General features: G+C 67.6%; 14 protein-coding genes. 10 read left to right on the forward strand and 4 right to left on the reverse strand.

The window, feature by feature from the left end:
• Positions 1-82: 82 nt before the first annotated feature.
• A complete protein-coding gene (locus tag UCD39_RS01750; protein ID WP_330494422.1) occupies positions 83-1,210 on the reverse strand; it encodes a glycoside hydrolase family 43 protein in 1,128 nt (375 codons plus the stop codon).
• Between the two features lie 281 nt (positions 1,211-1,491).
• Between UCD39_RS01750 and UCD39_RS01755 the strand changes: the two genes are divergently transcribed.
• The 5 genes from UCD39_RS01755 (at position 1,492) to UCD39_RS01775 (ending at position 5,975) form a co-directional block, all read left to right on the forward strand.
• Entirely contained in the window at positions 1,492-2,490 is a 999-nt protein-coding gene (locus tag UCD39_RS01755; RefSeq protein ID WP_330494423.1) for a cysteine synthase A, read from the forward strand.
• A 17-nt stretch (positions 2,491-2,507) separates the two neighbouring features.
• The gene (gene sseA, locus UCD39_RS01760; RefSeq protein WP_330494424.1) at positions 2,508-3,374 is read left to right on the forward strand and encodes a 3-mercaptopyruvate sulfurtransferase; all 867 of its coding nucleotides are present in this window, start codon (positions 2,508-2,510) and stop codon (positions 3,372-3,374) included.
• An 8-nt stretch (positions 3,375-3,382) separates the two neighbouring features.
• Positions 3,383-4,006 carry a GNAT family N-acetyltransferase gene (locus UCD39_RS01765; protein ID WP_330494425.1) on the forward strand — a complete coding sequence of 208 codons (624 nt, stop codon included), beginning with the start codon at positions 3,383-3,385 and terminating at the stop codon, positions 4,004-4,006.
• Positions 4,007-4,110: 104 nt separating this feature from the next.
• Positions 4,111-4,833, forward strand: coding sequence for a GNAT family N-acetyltransferase (locus tag UCD39_RS01770; protein WP_330494426.1), 723 nt, complete (start codon positions 4,111-4,113; stop codon positions 4,831-4,833).
• Positions 4,830-5,975: an FUSC family protein gene (locus UCD39_RS01775; RefSeq protein ID WP_330494427.1), complete on the forward strand. Its 1,146-nt coding sequence runs from the start codon at positions 4,830-4,832 to the stop codon at positions 5,973-5,975. The genes UCD39_RS01770 and UCD39_RS01775 overlap by 4 nt, the downstream gene beginning before the upstream one ends.
• A gap of 6 nt (positions 5,976-5,981) precedes the next feature.
• Here UCD39_RS01775 and UCD39_RS01780 read toward each other — a convergent pair whose 3' ends face one another.
• Positions 5,982-6,359: a hypothetical protein gene (locus UCD39_RS01780; protein WP_330494428.1), complete on the reverse strand. Its 378-nt coding sequence runs from the start codon at positions 6,357-6,359 to the stop codon at positions 5,982-5,984.
• A 327-nt stretch (positions 6,360-6,686) separates the two neighbouring features.
• Positions 6,687-6,998, reverse strand: a complete 312-nt coding sequence (locus tag UCD39_RS01785; protein ID WP_330494429.1) for a hypothetical protein — start codon at positions 6,996-6,998, stop codon at positions 6,687-6,689.
• A gap of 373 nt (positions 6,999-7,371) precedes the next feature.
• On the opposite strand from UCD39_RS01785, the gene UCD39_RS01790 reads away from it, so the two are divergent.
• The 4 genes from UCD39_RS01790 to UCD39_RS01805 all read left to right on the forward strand — a co-directional run bounded on the left by UCD39_RS01790 (position 7,372) and on the right by UCD39_RS01805 (position 13,594).
• On the forward strand, positions 7,372-8,700 hold the full coding sequence (locus UCD39_RS01790; protein ID WP_330494430.1) for an amidohydrolase: 1,329 nt from the start codon (positions 7,372-7,374) through the stop codon (positions 8,698-8,700).
• Between the two features lie 100 nt (positions 8,701-8,800).
• Positions 8,801-9,982: a cystathionine beta-lyase gene (metC, locus tag UCD39_RS01795; protein WP_330494431.1), complete on the forward strand. Its 1,182-nt coding sequence runs from the start codon at positions 8,801-8,803 to the stop codon at positions 9,980-9,982.
• On the forward strand, positions 9,979-10,425 hold the full coding sequence (hisI, locus tag UCD39_RS01800; protein WP_330494432.1) for a phosphoribosyl-AMP cyclohydrolase: 447 nt from the start codon (positions 9,979-9,981) through the stop codon (positions 10,423-10,425). Before metC ends, hisI begins: the two co-directional genes overlap by 4 nt.
• 136 nt (positions 10,426-10,561) lie before the next feature.
• Positions 10,562-13,594: a hybrid sensor histidine kinase/response regulator gene (locus UCD39_RS01805; protein WP_330494433.1), complete on the forward strand. Its 3,033-nt coding sequence runs from the start codon at positions 10,562-10,564 to the stop codon at positions 13,592-13,594.
• 73 nt (positions 13,595-13,667) lie between these two features.
• Here UCD39_RS01805 and UCD39_RS01810 read toward each other — a convergent pair whose 3' ends face one another.
• Complete coding sequence (locus tag UCD39_RS01810; protein ID WP_330494434.1) at positions 13,668-16,664, reverse strand: autotransporter outer membrane beta-barrel domain-containing protein; 2,997 nt, start codon at positions 16,662-16,664, stop codon at positions 13,668-13,670.
• Positions 16,665-16,902: 238 nt separating this feature from the next.
• On the opposite strand from UCD39_RS01810, the gene UCD39_RS01815 reads away from it, so the two are divergent.
• Positions 16,903-17,349, forward strand: a complete 447-nt coding sequence (locus tag UCD39_RS01815; RefSeq protein WP_330494435.1) for a hypothetical protein — start codon at positions 16,903-16,905, stop codon at positions 17,347-17,349.
• Positions 17,350-17,361: the final 12 nt, after the last annotated feature.

The following is a 17,361-nucleotide window of genomic DNA, read 5'->3' on the forward strand; positions in this document are numbered from 1 at the left end:
ATGTCGTGTGCGCCCTTATACCATGCCCTTGTCTGCGGTTGGGAAGGGAGGACGGGTACATGCCCGCCCTCCCCACGCTCCATCACGGCACAAACGGATCGATGGTCTGGATGGTGCCATCGGCGTTGAAGTGCATCTCCGTCATCTTGACGTTGCGCAGGTGGTTTTTGCCGCTCAACTGGTTGTCGGCGTAGAACAGCCAGGTCTTGCCGCCCCAATCCACGATGGAATGATGGGTGGTCCAGCCCTGAACCGGCAGCAGGAAATGGCCCCGGTACTTGAACGGGCCATACGGGTTGTCGCCGGTGGCGTAGGCCAGGAAATGGGTGTCGCCGGTGGAGTAGGTGAAGTAATAGGTGCCGCCGCGCTTGTACATCCACGACGCCTCGAAGAAGCGCCGCTCGTGATCGCCGCCCAACAGGGGCTTGCCGTCCTCGCCCAGGATGACGACGTCGCGCGGTTTCTCCGCGAAGGTCTTCATGTCGGGGGACAACTTGGCGACCTTGGCGGTCAGCGCCGGCTTGTCATCCTGCTTCAGGTCGGTGTCGCCGATGCCGGCGTCATAATGGCCCTTGGCCCACTTCTGCAGCTGGCCGCCCCAGATGCCGCCGAAATACATATAGCTGCCGCCGTCGGCGTCGGTGAACACCGCCGGGTCGATGGAGAAGCTGCCGGGGATGGGCTGCGGTTCCGCCTTGAAGGGCCCCATGGGCTTGTCGCCGGTGGCGACGCCGATATGGAACACCCCCTGCTTATCCTTGGCGGGGAAGTAGAGGTAATAGGTGCCGTTCTTGTAGGCCGCGTCGGGCGCCCACATGAATTCCTTGGCCCAGGGCACCTGCTCCACCGACAGCGCCACACCGCCGATGGTCACCGGCCCGCCGATCTTGTCCATGGACAGGACGCGGTAATCGCGCATGGCGTACTGGCTGCCCAGATCATCATCGGGGATGCCGGCATCAATGTCGTGGCTGGGGTAGACGTAGATCTTGCCATCGAAGACATGCGCCGAAGGATCGGCCGTGAAAATCTCCGTCACCAGGGGTTGGGACAGGAAATGCTTGCCGTTCAGGGCCACGGGATTCTGGCCCGTCGATTGGACAGCGGCATCGGCCGGCTTGTCCTGGGCCAAAGCGACTGGGGCCAGGACGACCGGGGCGGCGCACAGCACGCCAAGAATGGGCAAGGTGAAACCGAGCAAGCGACGCATTGATCCTCCCGATATTCTTATGCTTGGATTTATGGCCGCACGTTACCGCTACCATTGGCGGTTTACAAGGACATCCCCCGGTTGACCCCAGGGCTGGCGGACCTGAAAGGCGCGCGCGATTTACCAGCGTATCTGTGTGATTTCCGTCCCATTCAACGCCAATATGCGGGGGCCGCGCTTGAAGGGTGGGCGCGGGCTCATTAGTCTCTGATCTTTCCCTCGGCGGCCCTCGCGGCCCGCCGGGGGCGGCGCCCCGACCCCTGGTGATATGGAAGACAGCCTTGGACATACGTGACGGTTTCATCGGAACGATCGGCCACACCCCCCTGATCCGGCTGGAAGCGGCCTCCAAGGCGACGGGCTGTGACATCCTGGGCAAGGCGGAGTTCCTGAACCCCGGCGGCTCGGTCAAGGATCGCGCGGCCTTGGCCATCATCCAGGACGCCATCCAGCGCGGCGCGCTGAAGCCGGGCGGCACCATCGTGGAAGGGACGGCCGGCAACACCGGCATCGGCCTCGCCCTGGTGGGCAACGCCTGGGGCTTCAAGACCGTCATCGTCATGCCCGAGACGCAGAGCCAGGAAAAGAAGGACATGCTGCGCCTGATCGGCGCCGACCTGCGCCTGGTGCCGGCCGTGCCGTACAAGGACCCGGGCAACTACGTCCATGTCAGCCGCCGCATCGCGGAGGAGCTGGCGGCGACGGAACCCAACGGCGCCATCTGGGCCAACCAGTTCGACAACCTGGCCAACCGTGAGGGCCATCGCGCCACCACCGGCGTCGAGATTTGGGAGCAGACGGACGGCAAGGTCGACGCCTTCACCTGCGCCGTGGGCACGGGCGGCACTCTGGCCGGCGTGGCGCTGGCGCTGAAGGAGCGCAACCCCAACGTCCGCATCGTCATGGCCGACCCCATGGGCAGCGCCCTGTATAACTGGAAGAAGACGGGGGAGCTGGTGTCCACCGGCACCTCCATCACCGAGGGCATCGGCCAGGCCCGCGTCACCGCCAACCTGGCGGACGCGCCCATCGACGATGCGGTGCAGATCCCGGACGAGGAGGCCCTGCCCCTGATCTTCGACCTGGTGAAGACCCAGGGCCTGGTGCTGGGCGGGTCCAGCGGGATCAACGTCGCCGCCGCCATCCGCGTGGCCCGCGACCTGGGCCCCGGCCATACGGTGGTGACGATCCTCTGCGACTTCGGCACCCGCTATCAGTCCAAGCTGTTCAACCCCGAATTCCTCAAGGAACGGAACCTGCCCGTTCCCGGTTGGCTGTAAGAAGGAGGCCTGGCCCCGTGAACCCCAGTTCGACGCCCTCGAGCGCCCTCGTCACCACCGACTGGCTGGCCCAGCACCTGAATGACGCGGATATCCGTGTCGTCGACGCCAGCTATCACATGCCCGCCGTGCCGCGTGAGGCCAAGGCCGAGTTCGCGGCCCAGCACATTCCCGGCGCCGTGTTCTTCGACATCGACGGCATCGCCGACAAGACCATCCCCCTGCCCCACATGCTGCCCACGGCGGAAACATTCGCCCAGGCGGTGACGGAGTTGGGCATCGGCCGCGACAGCACCGTCATCGTCTACGACGTCTATGACCTGTTCAGCGCCGCCCGGGTCTGGTGGACCTTCCGCGTGTTCGGCCATGACAAGGTCTACGTCCTGGACGGCGGCCTGCCCAAATGGCTGGCCGAGGGACGGCCGGTGGAGGCTGGGCCCGCCACGCCGAAGCCGGCGGGGGAGCCCATCGCCGCGCACCTGAACCCGGCCCTGGTGCGCAACGCCGACGCCCTGCTAGCCAACATCGACCGCAAGGTGGAGCAGGTGGTGGACGCCCGTTCGCAAGGCCGGTTCGAAGCGACCGCGCCGGAGCCGCGCGCCGGCCTGCGTGGCGGCCATATCCCCGGCAGCCGCAACGTCCCCTTCAACGAGCTGATCGCCGATGGCCGCCTGAAGCCGGCGGATGAGCTGGCCGCCCGCTTCCAGGACGCGGGCGTGGACGTCAACCGCCCGCTGGTCACCAGCTGCGGCAGCGGTCTGACCGCCGCCATCCTGGCGCTGGCGCTTTATGAGATCGGGCAGCCGGACGTCGCCATCTACGACGGGTCCTGGACGGAATGGGGCGGCCGCGCCGATCTGCCCGTCGCCACCGGCCCCGCCTGAGGCCACGCATGGAACTCGAAGCCGGCGTGCCACGGAGCGACGTACCCGCGGGCAAGCTGCCCGTCACCATCACCTATCTGGAAATGGCGGAACCACCCGTCGGCCCGCAGGCCGTACGGCCTGCCGGCGTGGACGGTCCGGTGCACGCCGTCAATTGCCCCCCGGCCTATTACCGCTTCCTCTACGACACGGTGGGGGAACCCTGGCTGTGGGAGTATCGCCGCCGCATGGCGCCGGAGCGCCTGGCCGAAATCCTGGCCGACCCGGCGGTGGAGGTGCACGTCGTGTCCATCCAGGGCGTGCCCGCCGGATATATCGAGCTGGATGCGGACAAGCTGGCGGCGGACGGGACCATGGACGTGGCCTATTTCGGCCTGATGCCCTGGGCCATCGGCCGGGGCATTGGCCCCTGGCTGCTGGACTGGGGCGTGCGCCGCGCCTGGGCCCGGCCCGGGGCAAGGCGGCTGACGGTCAACACCTGCACCTTCGACCATCCATCGGCGCTGGGCCTGTACCGGCGCGTCGGCTTCCACCCCCTGCGCACGGAGGACAAGCTGGTGGATGACCCTCGCCTGACCGGCCTGCTGCCCCTCTCCGCCGCCCCCCAGATTCCCCTGGCCCGGCAGCCCTGAGGCGCGCCTGTCCTGCCACCATATGCCGCAGGCCAGCGGCGCAGGGTTGATGGAAACCCTGTCGTTACACCCCGCATCGGAAACCGATACGGGGTTGAGCGAAAATGGGCGTCGGGGAGATGGGCGTCGGGGAGGTGGGCAGGGCACCGCCCGGCAAACTGCCGGTCCTGATCACCTTCATGGAAATGGCCACGCCGCCGCAGACACCGCCGCGCCCCGCCCCCGGCATCGCGCAGGGTCCGCTCTTGGCCCGGAACTGCACCTTGGCCTATTATCGTTTCCTGTACGATACGATTGGCGAACGATGGCTATGGTCGTTGCGGCGCGGCATGGACCAGGATGAACTGTCCCGCATGCTGGCCGACCCGCAGGTGGAGGTGCACGTGATCCATGTCGATGGCATGCCCGCCGGCTTTGTGGAGTTGGACTGGCGTCTGTTGCCGGCCGACGGCACGGTGGCCATCGACTATCTTGGTCTGATGCCCTGGGCCATAGGCCGGGGGCTGGGTTCCTGGCTGCTGGACTGGGCGGTTCACCATGTCTGGCAGCGGCCCCGCGTTCGCCGCCTGACCATCAACACCTGCAGTTTCGATCATCCGGCGGCCTTGCCGCTCTATCTGCGCACTGGTTTCCGCCGCTTGCGCCAAGAGCGCAAATTCGTCGACGATCCCCGGTGGACCGGCGTCATGCCACCAACCGCCGGGCCGCACATTCCGCTGGCCGAACCACCGCTCCCCACCCCGTCCCCGCCGGAGACGCAGCCGACCGCCACCGACGCGCCGCCCCGTCGCCCAATCGCCTTTCGCCCCTCGGCCTCTCGCCCATGACGATGATGGCGGTTCTGCGCGCGCCGGAACTGCGGCTGGCGTTCCGGGTCACGGTCGCCGGGGTGGCGGCGTTGGCCATGGCGCGCCTGGTGAACCTGCCACAGAGCTATTGGGCGGTAATCACCGCCATCATGGTCATGCAGACAAGCATCGGCGGATCGCTGAAGGCGGCGCTGGATCGCTTTGCCGGCACCCTGGCGGGGGCGGCCTGGGGCGCCCTGGTCGCCTCGGTCGGGTTGCGGGATTCCCCGCTTCACCTGTGCCTGACGCTGGCCGTGGCGCTGGCGCCGCTGGCCTGGCTGGCGGCACGCCACCCGGTGTTCAAGCTGGCCCCCGTCACCGCGACCATCGTGCTGCTGACCTCTGCCAGCAGCACCCAATCGTCCCTGGCGCTTGCCATGGACCGGGTGTTCGAAATCGTGATCGGCAACATCGTCGGCCTGGCCGTGGCCCTGTTCGTGCTGCCCTCCAGGGCCTACGGGACGGTGCTGACCACCGCCGCGCGGGTCACCGACCTGTGCGCCGACATGCTGGACGCGCTGCTGGACCCGGCGCTGCCGGAGGAGGTTCGCCAGGGCCTGTCCAAGCGCCATGCGCAGCTATGGGCCGCCCTGCGCCCCCTCGACACGGCGGTGGAGGAGGCGCAGCGCGAACGCCGCACCTGGCTGGGCGACCAACGCGACCCTGCCCCCCTGGTCCGCACACTGACCCGGGTGCGTCATGACCTGGTGATGGTCGGCCGCGCCACCGCCGACCGCGCCGCGTCCGACGGGGCGGCGGCCCGGCGGCTGGAAGGTCCCCAGGCGGACGTACGGCGCCAGGGCGTGCTGTTCCTGCGCCATGCCGCCACCGCCCTGCGCACGCAAGGCCAGGCGCCCGATATCGAGCCGGTGCAGGCGGCGGCGCGCGCCTATCTGGACACGGTGCAGGCGCTGCGGGCCGAGGGCGTATTGCGGGAATTGCCCCGCGGCGTCACCGGGCAGATTTACACCCTGTCCTTCGCGCTGGAGCAACTGACCCAGGATCTGACGGATCTGCACGCGCGCGCAGCGGAAATGAGCCCGCCGCCCCGGCATGGGCGCAAGCCGGGGGCGACGGCGGTTCCACAACCAGCGGAACCGCCGGCCGCACGAGAGGGATAGGCCCCGTCAGTGGGCGGTGTCGGCCACCTGCTCCGCCGGCAAGGTGGCGAAGTCGCGGGCCACGACCTTGAGGTCGCGGATGGTGCGGTCATAGCTGCTGGCGATGGCGGCGCGGCCATCGGGCGTCCAGGCGATGACGCTGCTGGCGCTGAGATTGTCCAGGCAAGCCAGGCGGGCCTGGGCGGCCTTGCCATAGGCGCGGACCTCGGCCGTCGCGGCGCTGACGTCGGCCGGGGTGGCCGTGGCGGACAGGTGGTTGACCGGGGCGACGGGAGGCTTGCCGCAGGCGCGCTCCACACCCAGCGACTGCGCCATGGCGGGCGCCGCGGCGGTGACCAGGCCACCCAGGATCAAGGCGGCGAAAACGCGGGAAACAGAAGCCATAATCATCTCCGATGGCGAAAGGTGGTGCCCTTGACGGTCGCGCCCTCCCCCGCGGATTGATTGGCGAAACAGTGATTTCGCATACGCACATACTTATTGTGCGTTGCGGCAAAACTACTGCCGCCAGGTTGGCCCGTCAACCATCGCCCTGAAGGTGATAACGCTATCACCGATGCGGACCTTGCCCAGAACGTATTGCGGTAAAAGAGAATTATGCTTCTGATATACTGACATGCGGTTTTCGCGACCTTGCCATGCGCAAAGCACGCCAAAGGCGGCCAGTTTCCCGGCCGCCTTCATTCAGAACCTGTTGGATGGGTCTTGGGCTCAGTCGCCGGAGGGGGCGGGCGCCATGGTCGGCCCGCTGGTGCGGGCGGTGGCATCACCATTGGCGGCGACCTGGGCCAAACAGGCGCCATGGGCCTTGGCCTTGGCGGCGTAGCGATTGACCTGGGCAACGAAAGCGTCGCCGTCGATGGCAGCCGGCGGCGCATCGAGGTGCTTCAGGGACAGGACGGGGGCCGCCCCACAGGGGCCGGACGAAGTGCTGCCAGCGCTCGCCGCCACGGCACTACCGGCCCCGGCAAGGGTGACCATGGTGAAAAAAGCGTAAATCTGGGCGCGGGTTGCAAAAGTCATTAGTCTTATCCTCCAAGAAACAGTGGCCCCACTATCCGGGCGTCAGTTCGCCCCTTCATGGACATGGCGCCACCATTATTTGAAATAATGAACTTTCTGTTAAAAATACTCTTCTGCACCCACCCCATTCAACAGCCCGGAGGGTAAGGACATGACGCCAAGGCCATAGAGCGATCTGCGCAAATGGGGGAGACCAGATCAGCGCGACACCCACGCTGGATATCGAAGGGGATAATCCCCTCGCTTTGCATATCTGCCATGCGCCGCTATGCGGATACGACAGGCTGGCCGGGACGGGGTGGATGGGTACCCTTTCCCCAGAAGGCCAAGCCAATCCAAGGCGATGGCGGCAAACAACAAGGGGCGGTGACAGATGGGCAAGCGGCATTTCGGCTGGACATTGGCCTTGGGTGCGGGCGTGGGGGCGCTGCTGGCCTCGGGGACGGTGGCCTGGGCCGGCGACCGGGAACAGGCGCAGGCCACGGTGGACACCCGCGCGGCGGTGGAACAGCCCAAGATCATCGCCTGGCGCCGCGACATCCATGAGCATCCCGAACTAGGCAACCAGGAGACGCGTACGGCGGCCCTGGTGGCCAAGCACCTGAAAAGCCTGGGCCTGGACGTGCGCACCGGCGTGGCCAAGACGGGCGTGGTCGCCGTACTGAAGGGCGGCAAGCCCGGCCCGGTGGTGGCGCTGCGCGCGGACATGGACGCCCTGCCGGTGACGGAGCAGGTGGACCTTCCCTTCGCCTCCAAGGTGAAGACGCAATACGAGGGGCATGAGGTGGGCGTGATGCACGCCTGTGGCCACGACACCCACGTCGCCATGCTGATGGGCGTGGCCGAGGTGCTGGCCGGCATGAAGGACCAGTTGCCCGGCACGGTGAAGTTCATTTTCCAGCCGGCGGAGGAGGGCCTGGCCAAGGGCGAGGTCGGCGGCGCGGAACAGATGCTGAAGGAAGGGGCGTTTGAGAACCCCAAGCCGGACGCCGTCTTCGGCGTGCACGTCATCTCCACCCTGCATGCCGGCGACGTGGGCTACCGTCCCGGCCCGTTCATGGCGGCGGCGGATGAGTTCGTCATCACCGTGCACGGCCGGCAGAGTCATGGCGCCCTGCCGTGGACCGGCATCGATCCCATCGTCACCGCCTCGCAGATCGTGCTGGGCTTGCAGACCATCGAAAGCCGGCAGATGGAGGTGATCAAGGAGCCGTCGATCCTGAGCGTCGGCAGCATCCATGGCGGCAACCGCAACAACATCATTCCCGACACGGTCACCCTGAACGGCACCATCCGCACCTTCGACGAGGGCATGCGCGCCGACATCGACAAGCGCCTGCGCCGCACCGTGGCCGGCATCGCCGAGTCCGCCGGCGCCACCGCCGACGTGGACGTCATCAAGGGCTATCCCGTCACCATCAACAACCCGGAGCTGACGGCCAAGATCGTCCCCACCCTGCAGCGCGTGGCGGGCAAGGACCATGTGAAGTTGATCGACAAGGTCACCCCGTCGGAGGACTTCTCCTTCTATGAACAGCAGGTGCCGGGCGTGTACCTGTTCGTGGGCGTCACCCCACCGGACGCGGACCTGTCCAAGGCGGCCTCCAACCACTCGCCCAGGTTCTTCGTGGACGAATCCGGCCTGATCGTCGGCGCGCGCACGCTGGCCCATCTGACGGTGGATTACCTGTACGGGCTGTAACGCAACGGAGGCATGACGGGACGCGGCGGCGCGGCCGCTTCCCTGGGGCTGGGGGTGGTGCCAAGATGCCCGCCCCCTTTCCGTTTCGATCTTAAGCGCCATGTCTGACGACACGAAAAACCCCGCCACCCTGCTGGTCCATGCCGGCCGCAACCCGCTGGACAATTACGGCGTGGTCAACGTGCCGCCCTATCGCGCGTCCACCATCCTGTTCTCCTGCCTGGATGAGCTGGAGGGGCACGATCCCGAGCATCGCGCCCCACGTTATGGCCGCCGCTCCACCCCCAGCAGCCTGGCGTTCGAGGACGCGGTGGCGGCGCTGGAGGGCGGGCACCGCGCGGTGGTGGCCAGTTCCGGCCTGGCGGCCGTGACCACCGCCCTGCTGGCCTATGCCAAGGCCGGCGCCCACCTGCTGGTGGCCGACACCGTTTACGGCCCGTCGCGGGACTTCTGCGACACGGTGCTGACCCGCCTGGGCGTGGTCGTGGAATATGTCGATCCATTGATCGGCGCCGACATCGCGCACAAGCTGCGTCCCGAGACCACGGCCATCCTGCTGGAATCCCCCGGGTCTCTCACCTTCGAGGTGCAGGACATACCAGCCATATCCCGGGCCGCCCATGACAAGGGCGTGGCCGTCCTGGTGGACAGCACGTGGTCAGCCGGCATTTGCAGCAAGCCGCTGGACCTGGGCGCCGATGTCGTCATCCACGCCGCCACCAAGTATTTCGTGGGCCATGCCGATGCCACGGTGGGCGTTATCGTCGGCACGCGCGAGGCGTGGCAGCGGGTGAAGAACACCGCCCTGCAACTGGGCCAGAACGTGGGCGGCGACGACCTGTACCTGGCCATGCGCGGCATGCGCACCCTCGCCGCCCGCATGGCCCGCCACCAAGAGACCGCCCTGGCCATCGCCCGCTGGCTGAAAGGCCGGGAGGAGGTGCAGCGCGTGCTGCACCCCGCCTTCCCCGACTGCCCCGGCCATGACCTGTGGCGCCGCGACTTCACCGGGTCCAGCGGCTTGTTCACGGTGGAGTTGAAGAAGCAGCCGCGCGCCGCCGTGGCCGCCCTGGTGGACGGCATGTCCCATTTCGGCATCGGCTTCAGCTGGGGCGGGTTCGAGTCCCTGATCCTGCCGACCGACCCGCGCAAGATCCGCACGGCCACGCCGTGGACCGGCACCGGCACGCTGATCCGCCTGCACGCGGGGCTGGAGGATGCCGACGACCTGATCCGCGACCTGGAGCGTGGGTTGAACCGCATGACGGGAGCCACCGCATGACCACCGCGATCACCTATCCCCTGCCCCCGGCCGTGGTCGAGGCGACAGTGGCCGCCATCCGCTTCGACACCAATGGCCTGGTGCCCGCCATCGCCCAGCAGCATGACACGGGCGAGGTGCTGATGATGGCCTGGATGAACGCCCAATCCGTGGCCGAGAGCCTGACCACCGGGCGTGCCTGCTATTGGTCGCGATCCCGCCAATCCTTCTGGCGCAAGGGCGACACCTCGGGCCAGGTGCAGCATCTGCGGGAGTTGCGCGTGGATTGCGACGGCGACACCTTGCTGCTGCTGGTGGACCAAGTGGGTGTCGCCTGCCATACCGGCCGCCGGTCCTGCTTCTACCGGGCGGCGACACCGGACGGCCTGTCGACAATCGCCGATGTAGTCACCGATCCCCTCGTCCTGTATCCGCCGCATGCCCATGACCATCAGGCACCCTAGCTAAAAGATCAGCAATCCTTATCCGTTTGAAGTATTGTCCCCGATTGACGGCCTGTGTTTGGCCGCCAATGATTGGCAGTGGAAACCGGGCCGGTTTTTGGGTGGAACCGACGGTTCCCCGTGGGGGAAGACGGGTATGACTGGCGCTGTTCAGGGGGCTGGTGGCCGACGGGGACTGGCATCCCCTCGCTCCAGGGGCGTGGCGCCGGCCACCACCCTGTTCATGGCCCCCACCACGCCGTCGCAGCATGCGGCGGCCTTCCTGGTGGGCCTGGCGCTGCTGGGCCTGTTCCTGGTCGGTGCCATGGGGGCGAAAACGCCGGTGGGCAACATCCCCGGCCTGCTGCCGGCCTATGCCGTCATCATCCTGGTCACCGATCTGCTGACGGCCTTCCTGATCGCCAGCCAATTCCTGCTGTCGGGCCAGCGTGCCCTGCTGTGGCTGGTCGGCGGCTACGCCTATTCCGGCATGATGGCGGTGTTGCAGGTTGCGGCATTGCCGGGTGCCTTCGCCCCCCTGGACCCCGACGGGGCGCTGTCGCAATCGGCCCTGTGGCTTTACGTGGCCTGGCACACGGCCTTTCCGGTGGCGGTGCTGGGCTTCGCCCACTGGCAACGGCGGGAGCCGCCAGCGGTCGCCGTTGAGTTCCGGCGAGGCATGGCTGGGGGAGCAGGTATGGGAGCCGTGGTGGCGGCGCCCCTCACCCTGGCCATCGTCGTCACCTCCATCGATCGCTGGCTGCCGCACGTCACCCTGGTCAACACCTACAACAACGACGTGACGGTCAAGGCCGTCTACCTGGTGATGCTGCTGATCAACTTCTGCACCCCGGCCGTGCTGGCCACGGTGACGAAGGTGCGGACGGTGGGCCATCTGGGGCTGTTGATCTCCACCGTCGCGCTGGCGATGGACACGCTGTTGAACGGGCTGGGGCTGGCGCGCTTCACCCTGGGCTGGTTCCTGGCGCGCGCCGACGGCGCCGTGGCGTCCAGTGTCGTGCTGGTGCTGCTGTTGGCGGAGATGGTCAGCCTGTACCGGCGCGTGCATGTGATGAACGGGCAGCTGAACGCTCAGCGGGAACGGTTGCTGACCCTGACCGGCGACCTGGACCGGGCCCGGCGGACGGCGGAGGAAGCCCGCCAGGTGGCGGAGCAGGCAAACGCCGCCAAATCGGATTTCCTGGCCAACATGAGCCACGAGATCCGCACGCCCATGAACGGCATCACCGGCATGGCGCAGATCCTGCTGGACACGCCGCTGACGACGCAACAGCGCGGCTACGCCGAGATCATCCGCGACAACGCCGACGCCCTGCTGGGCGTCATCAACGATATCCTCGACATCTCCAAGCTGGAGGCCGGCAAGGTCACGCTGGAGCGCATCCAGTTCAACCTGGATGAATTGGTGGATGGCGTGCTGGCCATCCTGGGCCCCCGTGCGCGGGACAAGGGGCTGGAGATCGGCGCCCTGGTGCATGACGACGCGTCCGGCATGTGGTGGGGCGACCCCACGCGGGTGCGCCAGGTACTGCTGAACCTGGTGGGCAACGCCATAAAATTCACCGCCAAGGGCGCGGTGTCGGTGGACATAACCCTGCTGGGCGAGGGCCCCGCCCTGCCGCAGCAGTCGCGGCGGCTGCGCGTCAAGGTGCAGGACACCGGCATCGGCATCGATCCCGCCCAGGCCGGCAAGCTGTTCCAGATGTTCGAGCAGGCCGACAGCTCCATCACCCGCCGGTTCGGCGGAACCGGCCTGGGGCTCGCCATCAGCCGCCAGTTGGTGGAACTGATGGGCGGCAGCATCGGCGTGGAGAGCACGCCCGGCGCTGGCGCCACCTTCTGGTTCGACGTGCCGCTGGAGCGGGGGGTGGCGCCCAGCCGCACGGTCCAGCCCCTGGGCGATCGCCTGCGCGGCCGCCACGCGCTGGTGGTGGATGACACTCCCGTCAACCGCCTGATCCTGGTCCACCACCTCATGACCTGCGGCATGACGGTGGACGAGGCGCCGGGCGGCATCCAAGCCCGCAACCACCTGCTGTGGATCCTGGCGGTGCAGGACGGCAGCCTGACCGGGGCCTGCGCGGAGGGAAGCCGGGCGACACTGCCCGATGTCATTCTGATCGACCACCATATGCCGGACCTGGATGGCCCCGGCCTGGCCACCTGGATCAGGGAGGAGCCGCGGCTGGCCGGGGTCCGCCTGCTGCTGGCCAGTTCGCTGGAAACGCCCGCGGCGGCTGGTGACAAACTGTTCGACGCCGTGGTGCCCAAGCCCATACGCCGGCCCCAATTGCTGGAAGGCCTGGCCCAGGCGTGCGGCCTGCAGGTTGAGCCGGCGCCAGTCGCACCGGCGGCGTCGCCCGCGCCCCAGGGCGGCCGGGGCCGCATCCTGGTGGCGGAGGACAATGTCACCAACCAGACCATCGCGTCGGTGCTGCTGGAAAAGGCGGGCTACCAGGTGCAGATCGCGGAGAACGGGGAACAGGCCGTGCGCGCCTGCCTGCAGACCCGGTTCAACCTAGTGCTGATGGACGTGCAGATGCCCGTCATGGACGGCATCGAGGCGACGCGCCGCATCCGCGCCGCCGACCATCGCACGCCGCTGATGCCCATCATCGCCATGACCGCCAACGCCATGACCGGCATGCGGGAGGACTACCTGGCGGCCGGCATGGACGACTATGTCTCCAAGCCGTTCAAGGCCGAGCACCTGCTGGACATGGTGGCGCGCTGGCTGACGGAGCGGGCGCCGCCGCCCGCCGAGCTGGAAGAGGACACCCTGCTGCTGGAGCCCAGGGTGCTGGCGCGGCTGGAACGGACATTGCCCCCCGAGGAGTTCCGCGTGCTGGTCGATGGCATCATCAACCGCGGCCGGAGCCGCCTGGAAGCCGTCCTGGATCTGGCGGCGGCCGACGCGCCGGCGGCGCTGCGCGACGCCACGCGCGACTTGGCGGCCATGGCCGACAGCTGCGGCCTGGTGCAACTGGCCCGCGAAGCGCGGCGGTTGGGTGACAGCCTGGCCGGCACGGACGCCGGGCCGGGTGGTGGGCCGCATGAGGGAGCCCTTGGAGGGTCAGAGGTCGCCGTCCGGTTGCCACCGCTGGCGGACCTGGGCCATCGCTCCTGGGACGCCTTGCGCCAACGCTTCCTGGGAGCGCCCGTTTCCTGACATCCAGGCTCCCCCGACATACAGAAAAGGGCCGCCCGCAGTGGGGCGGCCCTTCTGACAGTGGAACGGGGAATCAGAAGCGGAACTTGCTCACGAACCGGGCGTCATACCCGATGTAGCCATGGCGGCTTTCGCCCCCCAGTTCCAAGGCGATGTCGGAGTAGCGGTTACCGCCCTGGACGGTCAACCGGGCGATGGGCCCGCCCCCGACCATGGACTGGGGTACCAGGGTGAAGCTGGAGCCACCGGCGAAGCTGGCGGTGGTGTCGCCCGGACCGTCGCCGAACACCTGCTTCCAGCCCACGGTCAGCGCCGGCTTCCATTGGAAATCGCCGCCAAGCTGGGTGCCGAAGGTCAGCGCCGCCTCGGCGTTGCCCTGCTGGCCCGTGCGCTCGCCGATCTTCAGGTTGAAGGCGTCGGTCCCACCGCTTTCCTGGTGGGCGCCGTCGGACAGGACGAAATAGTCCAGCGACGCCGTGGGGCGCAGGAACATGAAGCCCAGCGACTGCTCATACCCCAGGCCGACATGGGCATCGCCCAGGTAACCGGTCCAGTGCGCGCTGGCGTCACGCTCGAATGAGGCGCTGTCGTCGTCCGTGCCGGTGAAGACGCGCGTGCTGGAGAAACGGATATAGCCGGCGTTCAAGCTGGCGTTGGCCATCAGCCCGCCGTAGCGGTCGCGCCAATAGGCGCCCCCGGTGAAGACCTGGCCCTTCACCTGGTTACCGCTGGAGGCATCGGGGTCATTGACCGCCGTGATCATGTAGGAGCTGGACAGGCCGACGATGCCGACATTTTCGACGGACTTTTCATAGCCGCCCATCAGGGCCACGCCGTTGCCGTTGTAGCCCGGACCCTGGTCCCGGTTCTGCGACACGGCGAAGCCCAACTCCTGAACCCAGGCGCCGCGCTTCTCATCAACCATGGCCACGGTGGGGTCGGCCTCGGTACGGGCCAGCGCCATCATGCCACGGTTCAGCAACTGGAACGGGCCGCCGTTATAATCCGGCAGCATCTTTTCATAGAGGCTGCCGAAGGTGCTGGCGCTGGTGGCGTTGAAGAACGCCTCGCCCATCTGCGTGTCCTTGTCGAAGGCGCCGTAGATGGCGTTGAAGGCGCTGGCGCCGACGGTGATGCCCGCCTCGGCCGCGCTGCGGCGCGCCACGTTCACCGTCACCGTGCCGGCCGTGGTGTCGGCGGCGATGCTGGCCTTGTACCAGTAGGACACGTCGCCCAGCAGCGACTGGTCGGTGGTTCCCACACTCAGGCTGCTGGCCTTGATGACCGTGAAGCTGTTGCTGTCGGTGACCTTGCTCTTGAAGATCAGGCCGATCTTGGTGCCCGAGGCCAGCGACGCGGCGCCGGAGACGTTGAACAGCGTGTTGGTGTTGTTGGCCGGGTCGGCGGTGAAGTCGATCTCACCGCTGGAGCCCACGGTCAGCGACCGCATGTTGATGGTGCTGGTGCTGGTGTCGCGCAGCTTACCGTTGGTCACCGTGGCGGCCAGGGTTCCATCGCTGGTCAGCGCGCCGGAGTAACTGGCACCGCCATCGATGGTCAGCGTGTTGGTGCCGCTGCCGTAGGACAGCGCGCCGGTCACGGTACCGCCGGTCAGGTTGACGGTGGCGTCGCCCGAACCCAGCAAGATGTCGCCGGTGATGGTGCCGCTGCTGTCGATGGTGACGCCGCTGGTGTTGGCGCGCAGGTCCAGGGCCGTGGCCGTGCCGGTGATGCCGGTGTTGTCCGTGGATTCGGACACCTTGGCCAGGATGGTGCCGGTGTTGGTGATCTGCGTGACGGTACCGGACGCGTCGTAGATCGCGACCGCGTTGCTGGCGACCGGGGTGGTGGCGCCGGCGAAGCCCGTGGCGTAGGCCGCGACGGTGCCGCTGATGGTCAAAGTGCTGATGGAGGCGCCGCTGGCGATGGAAATGGCGGTCGCCTGCGAGGACTGCGATGAGACGGTGGTGCTGATGGAACCGGACACGGTGATGTTGGGCGCGCTGGCACCCGAACCGACCTGGATACCGGTGGAGTCCGCCTTGTAGGACAAGGTAGTCAGGCTGCCGGCCAAGTCGATGCCGCCATCGATCACGACCGGACCGCCCAGGCCACCGATCTGCACGCCGGTAGTGCTGAAGCCGTCATAGACGCCGCTGGCCACGACGGCGCCCGCCAGTACCAGGCCATAAGTGCTGCCCGGCACGGTGCCCAACTCGACCGTGTAGTTGGTGTTGCCGATCAGCAGCGCGGGAGCCGAGCCGTAGGAGGTGATGGACCCCGTCGACAACAGGTTGAGCCCGCCGGTCGTGGTCGCGGAAATGCGGAAGGCAGCGCCGCCCTGAAGCTCGTCGTTGGCGGTCAGTGCCGCGAAACCGGCGGTGGTGGTGGGGCGCGTGGTCGACAGGTAGCCGGTGGAACTGACGGAACCCGAGACCTGCACCGTCCCTTCCGTCACGCCGTCCAGCGCGACACCAACCGAACCGGTTCCAAGGGCGCTGACGGTACCGGAAATCAGGATGGTGCCGGCGGTGATCGCCGTGGTCTGGATACCGTAGGAGTTGTTGCCGGTGACCGACACCGTGCCGCTCATGGTCAGGCTGCCGTCCATCTCGGTCGCGACCCGGATGCCGGCACTGTCGTTGCCCCGCACCGTGAGGGTGGCCGAGGTGTTGATGTCACCCGTGAACACTCCCGTCCCCGAGACCCAGATGCCGTTGCGCCGCTCGGCCGAAGTCAGCGGGATGGTGGAGCTGACGCTGCTGTCGGTCAGGGTCAGGGTGCCGCTCAGGCTGACGCTGCCGGTGTTGCCCCCCTTCACCAGGATGCCCGTCGTGTCGTCGCCGCCGGTGATGGAAATCGTGCCCGAGCTGCTGACGGTGTTGCTGCTGTCGAGTGTCACCGCCGTCCCGCTGGAGGGACTGACCGTGCCGGTGATGGTAAGGTCACCGGCTGTGGACGTCGCAACCCCGCTGGACCGGGTATCGGAGATCGTCGTCGCCGCGTGGAGGTCGGTCAGGGCGGCGAGGCACAGGGGCGCGGCGGCCACCGGCGCGAGAAGACGCTTCATTTGCTGAGAAATCCTGCCTGTTCAGACGAATTAAGAAGTTCGGGGCCGGCCTTATGGGACACGACCGGTGACGGGTCGGCTGGGGTTGCGGTGGTGGCGCGGGACCCGGATCACGGTACCGGGGGCGCGAGTTACACGCGGCGGCCATCGAATCCCGGCGCGGGTCGGCGAAAAAAATTCCCACATTCGCAAGCATCGGCGTATTTGCCGCAGCCCGGCACGCGGGGCGGGAGGAGCCTTGGAAGGCGATGCCATATCCCATTTGCAACTGGCGGCGGCGCCGGAAGCTGGCGTAAGGTTCCGCGTCCCTGGCCTGTCGGAACGCGAGCGCATGAAGGAACTCCGCTGCATCGTCTTCACCGACCGCGAAGTGGTGAGCGCCATCACCGAACGGCGGCGCAAGCTGAACGAGGCCTTTCCCGAGGGCGAGGTCAGCGCCCTGGAATATACCGTCAACCGCGGCGTCACGGCCCGCGTGTCCGTTACCCAGGAAGGGGTGGCCAACGACGTCGCCATCCCCGAGCAGGAGTTGCAGGCGGCCCTGGTGGGCTATTGCATGTCGCGCAACGTTCCCCTGCCCGTCGTGTCCGACAAGGCGCTGTACGTCATCAAGGGGCGGGCCACCCTGATGATCACCATGAATTTCCGCAAACCCGCCCGCCTGGTCGTTTTGGGAACGGAATGATCCTGGTTTTCT

The sequence above is a fragment of the Nitrospirillum karajorum genome (assembly GCF_036348415.1).
In the GTDB taxonomy this organism is placed as follows: Bacteria; Pseudomonadota; Alphaproteobacteria; order Azospirillales; family Azospirillaceae; genus Nitrospirillum; species Nitrospirillum amazonense_B.

Coding starts and splice junctions, on each gene's coding strand:
- metC (WP_330494431.1), top strand. CDS start 8,801: ATGTCTGACGACACGAAAAACCCCGCCACCCTGCTGGTCCATGCCGGC.
- UCD39_RS01770 (WP_330494426.1), top strand. CDS start 4,111: ATGGGCGTCGGGGAGATGGGCGTCGGGGAGGTGGGCAGGGCACCGCCC.
- UCD39_RS01750 (WP_330494422.1), bottom strand. CDS start 1,210: ATGCGTCGCTTGCTCGGTTTCACCTTGCCCATTCTTGGCGTGCTGTGC.
- UCD39_RS01780 (WP_330494428.1), bottom strand. CDS start 6,359: ATGGCTTCTGTTTCCCGCGTTTTCGCCGCCTTGATCCTGGGTGGCCTG.
- UCD39_RS01805 (WP_330494433.1), top strand. CDS start 10,562: ATGACTGGCGCTGTTCAGGGGGCTGGTGGCCGACGGGGACTGGCATCC.
- UCD39_RS01775 (WP_330494427.1), top strand. CDS start 4,830: ATGACGATGATGGCGGTTCTGCGCGCGCCGGAACTGCGGCTGGCGTTC.
- hisI (WP_330494432.1), top strand. CDS start 9,979: ATGACCACCGCGATCACCTATCCCCTGCCCCCGGCCGTGGTCGAGGCG.
- UCD39_RS01765 (WP_330494425.1), top strand. CDS start 3,383: ATGGAACTCGAAGCCGGCGTGCCACGGAGCGACGTACCCGCGGGCAAG.
- UCD39_RS01790 (WP_330494430.1), top strand. CDS start 7,372: ATGGGCAAGCGGCATTTCGGCTGGACATTGGCCTTGGGTGCGGGCGTG.
- UCD39_RS01785 (WP_330494429.1), bottom strand. CDS start 6,998: ATGACTTTTGCAACCCGCGCCCAGATTTACGCTTTTTTCACCATGGTC.
- UCD39_RS01810 (WP_330494434.1), bottom strand. CDS start 16,664: ATGAAGCGTCTTCTCGCGCCGGTGGCCGCCGCGCCCCTGTGCCTCGCC.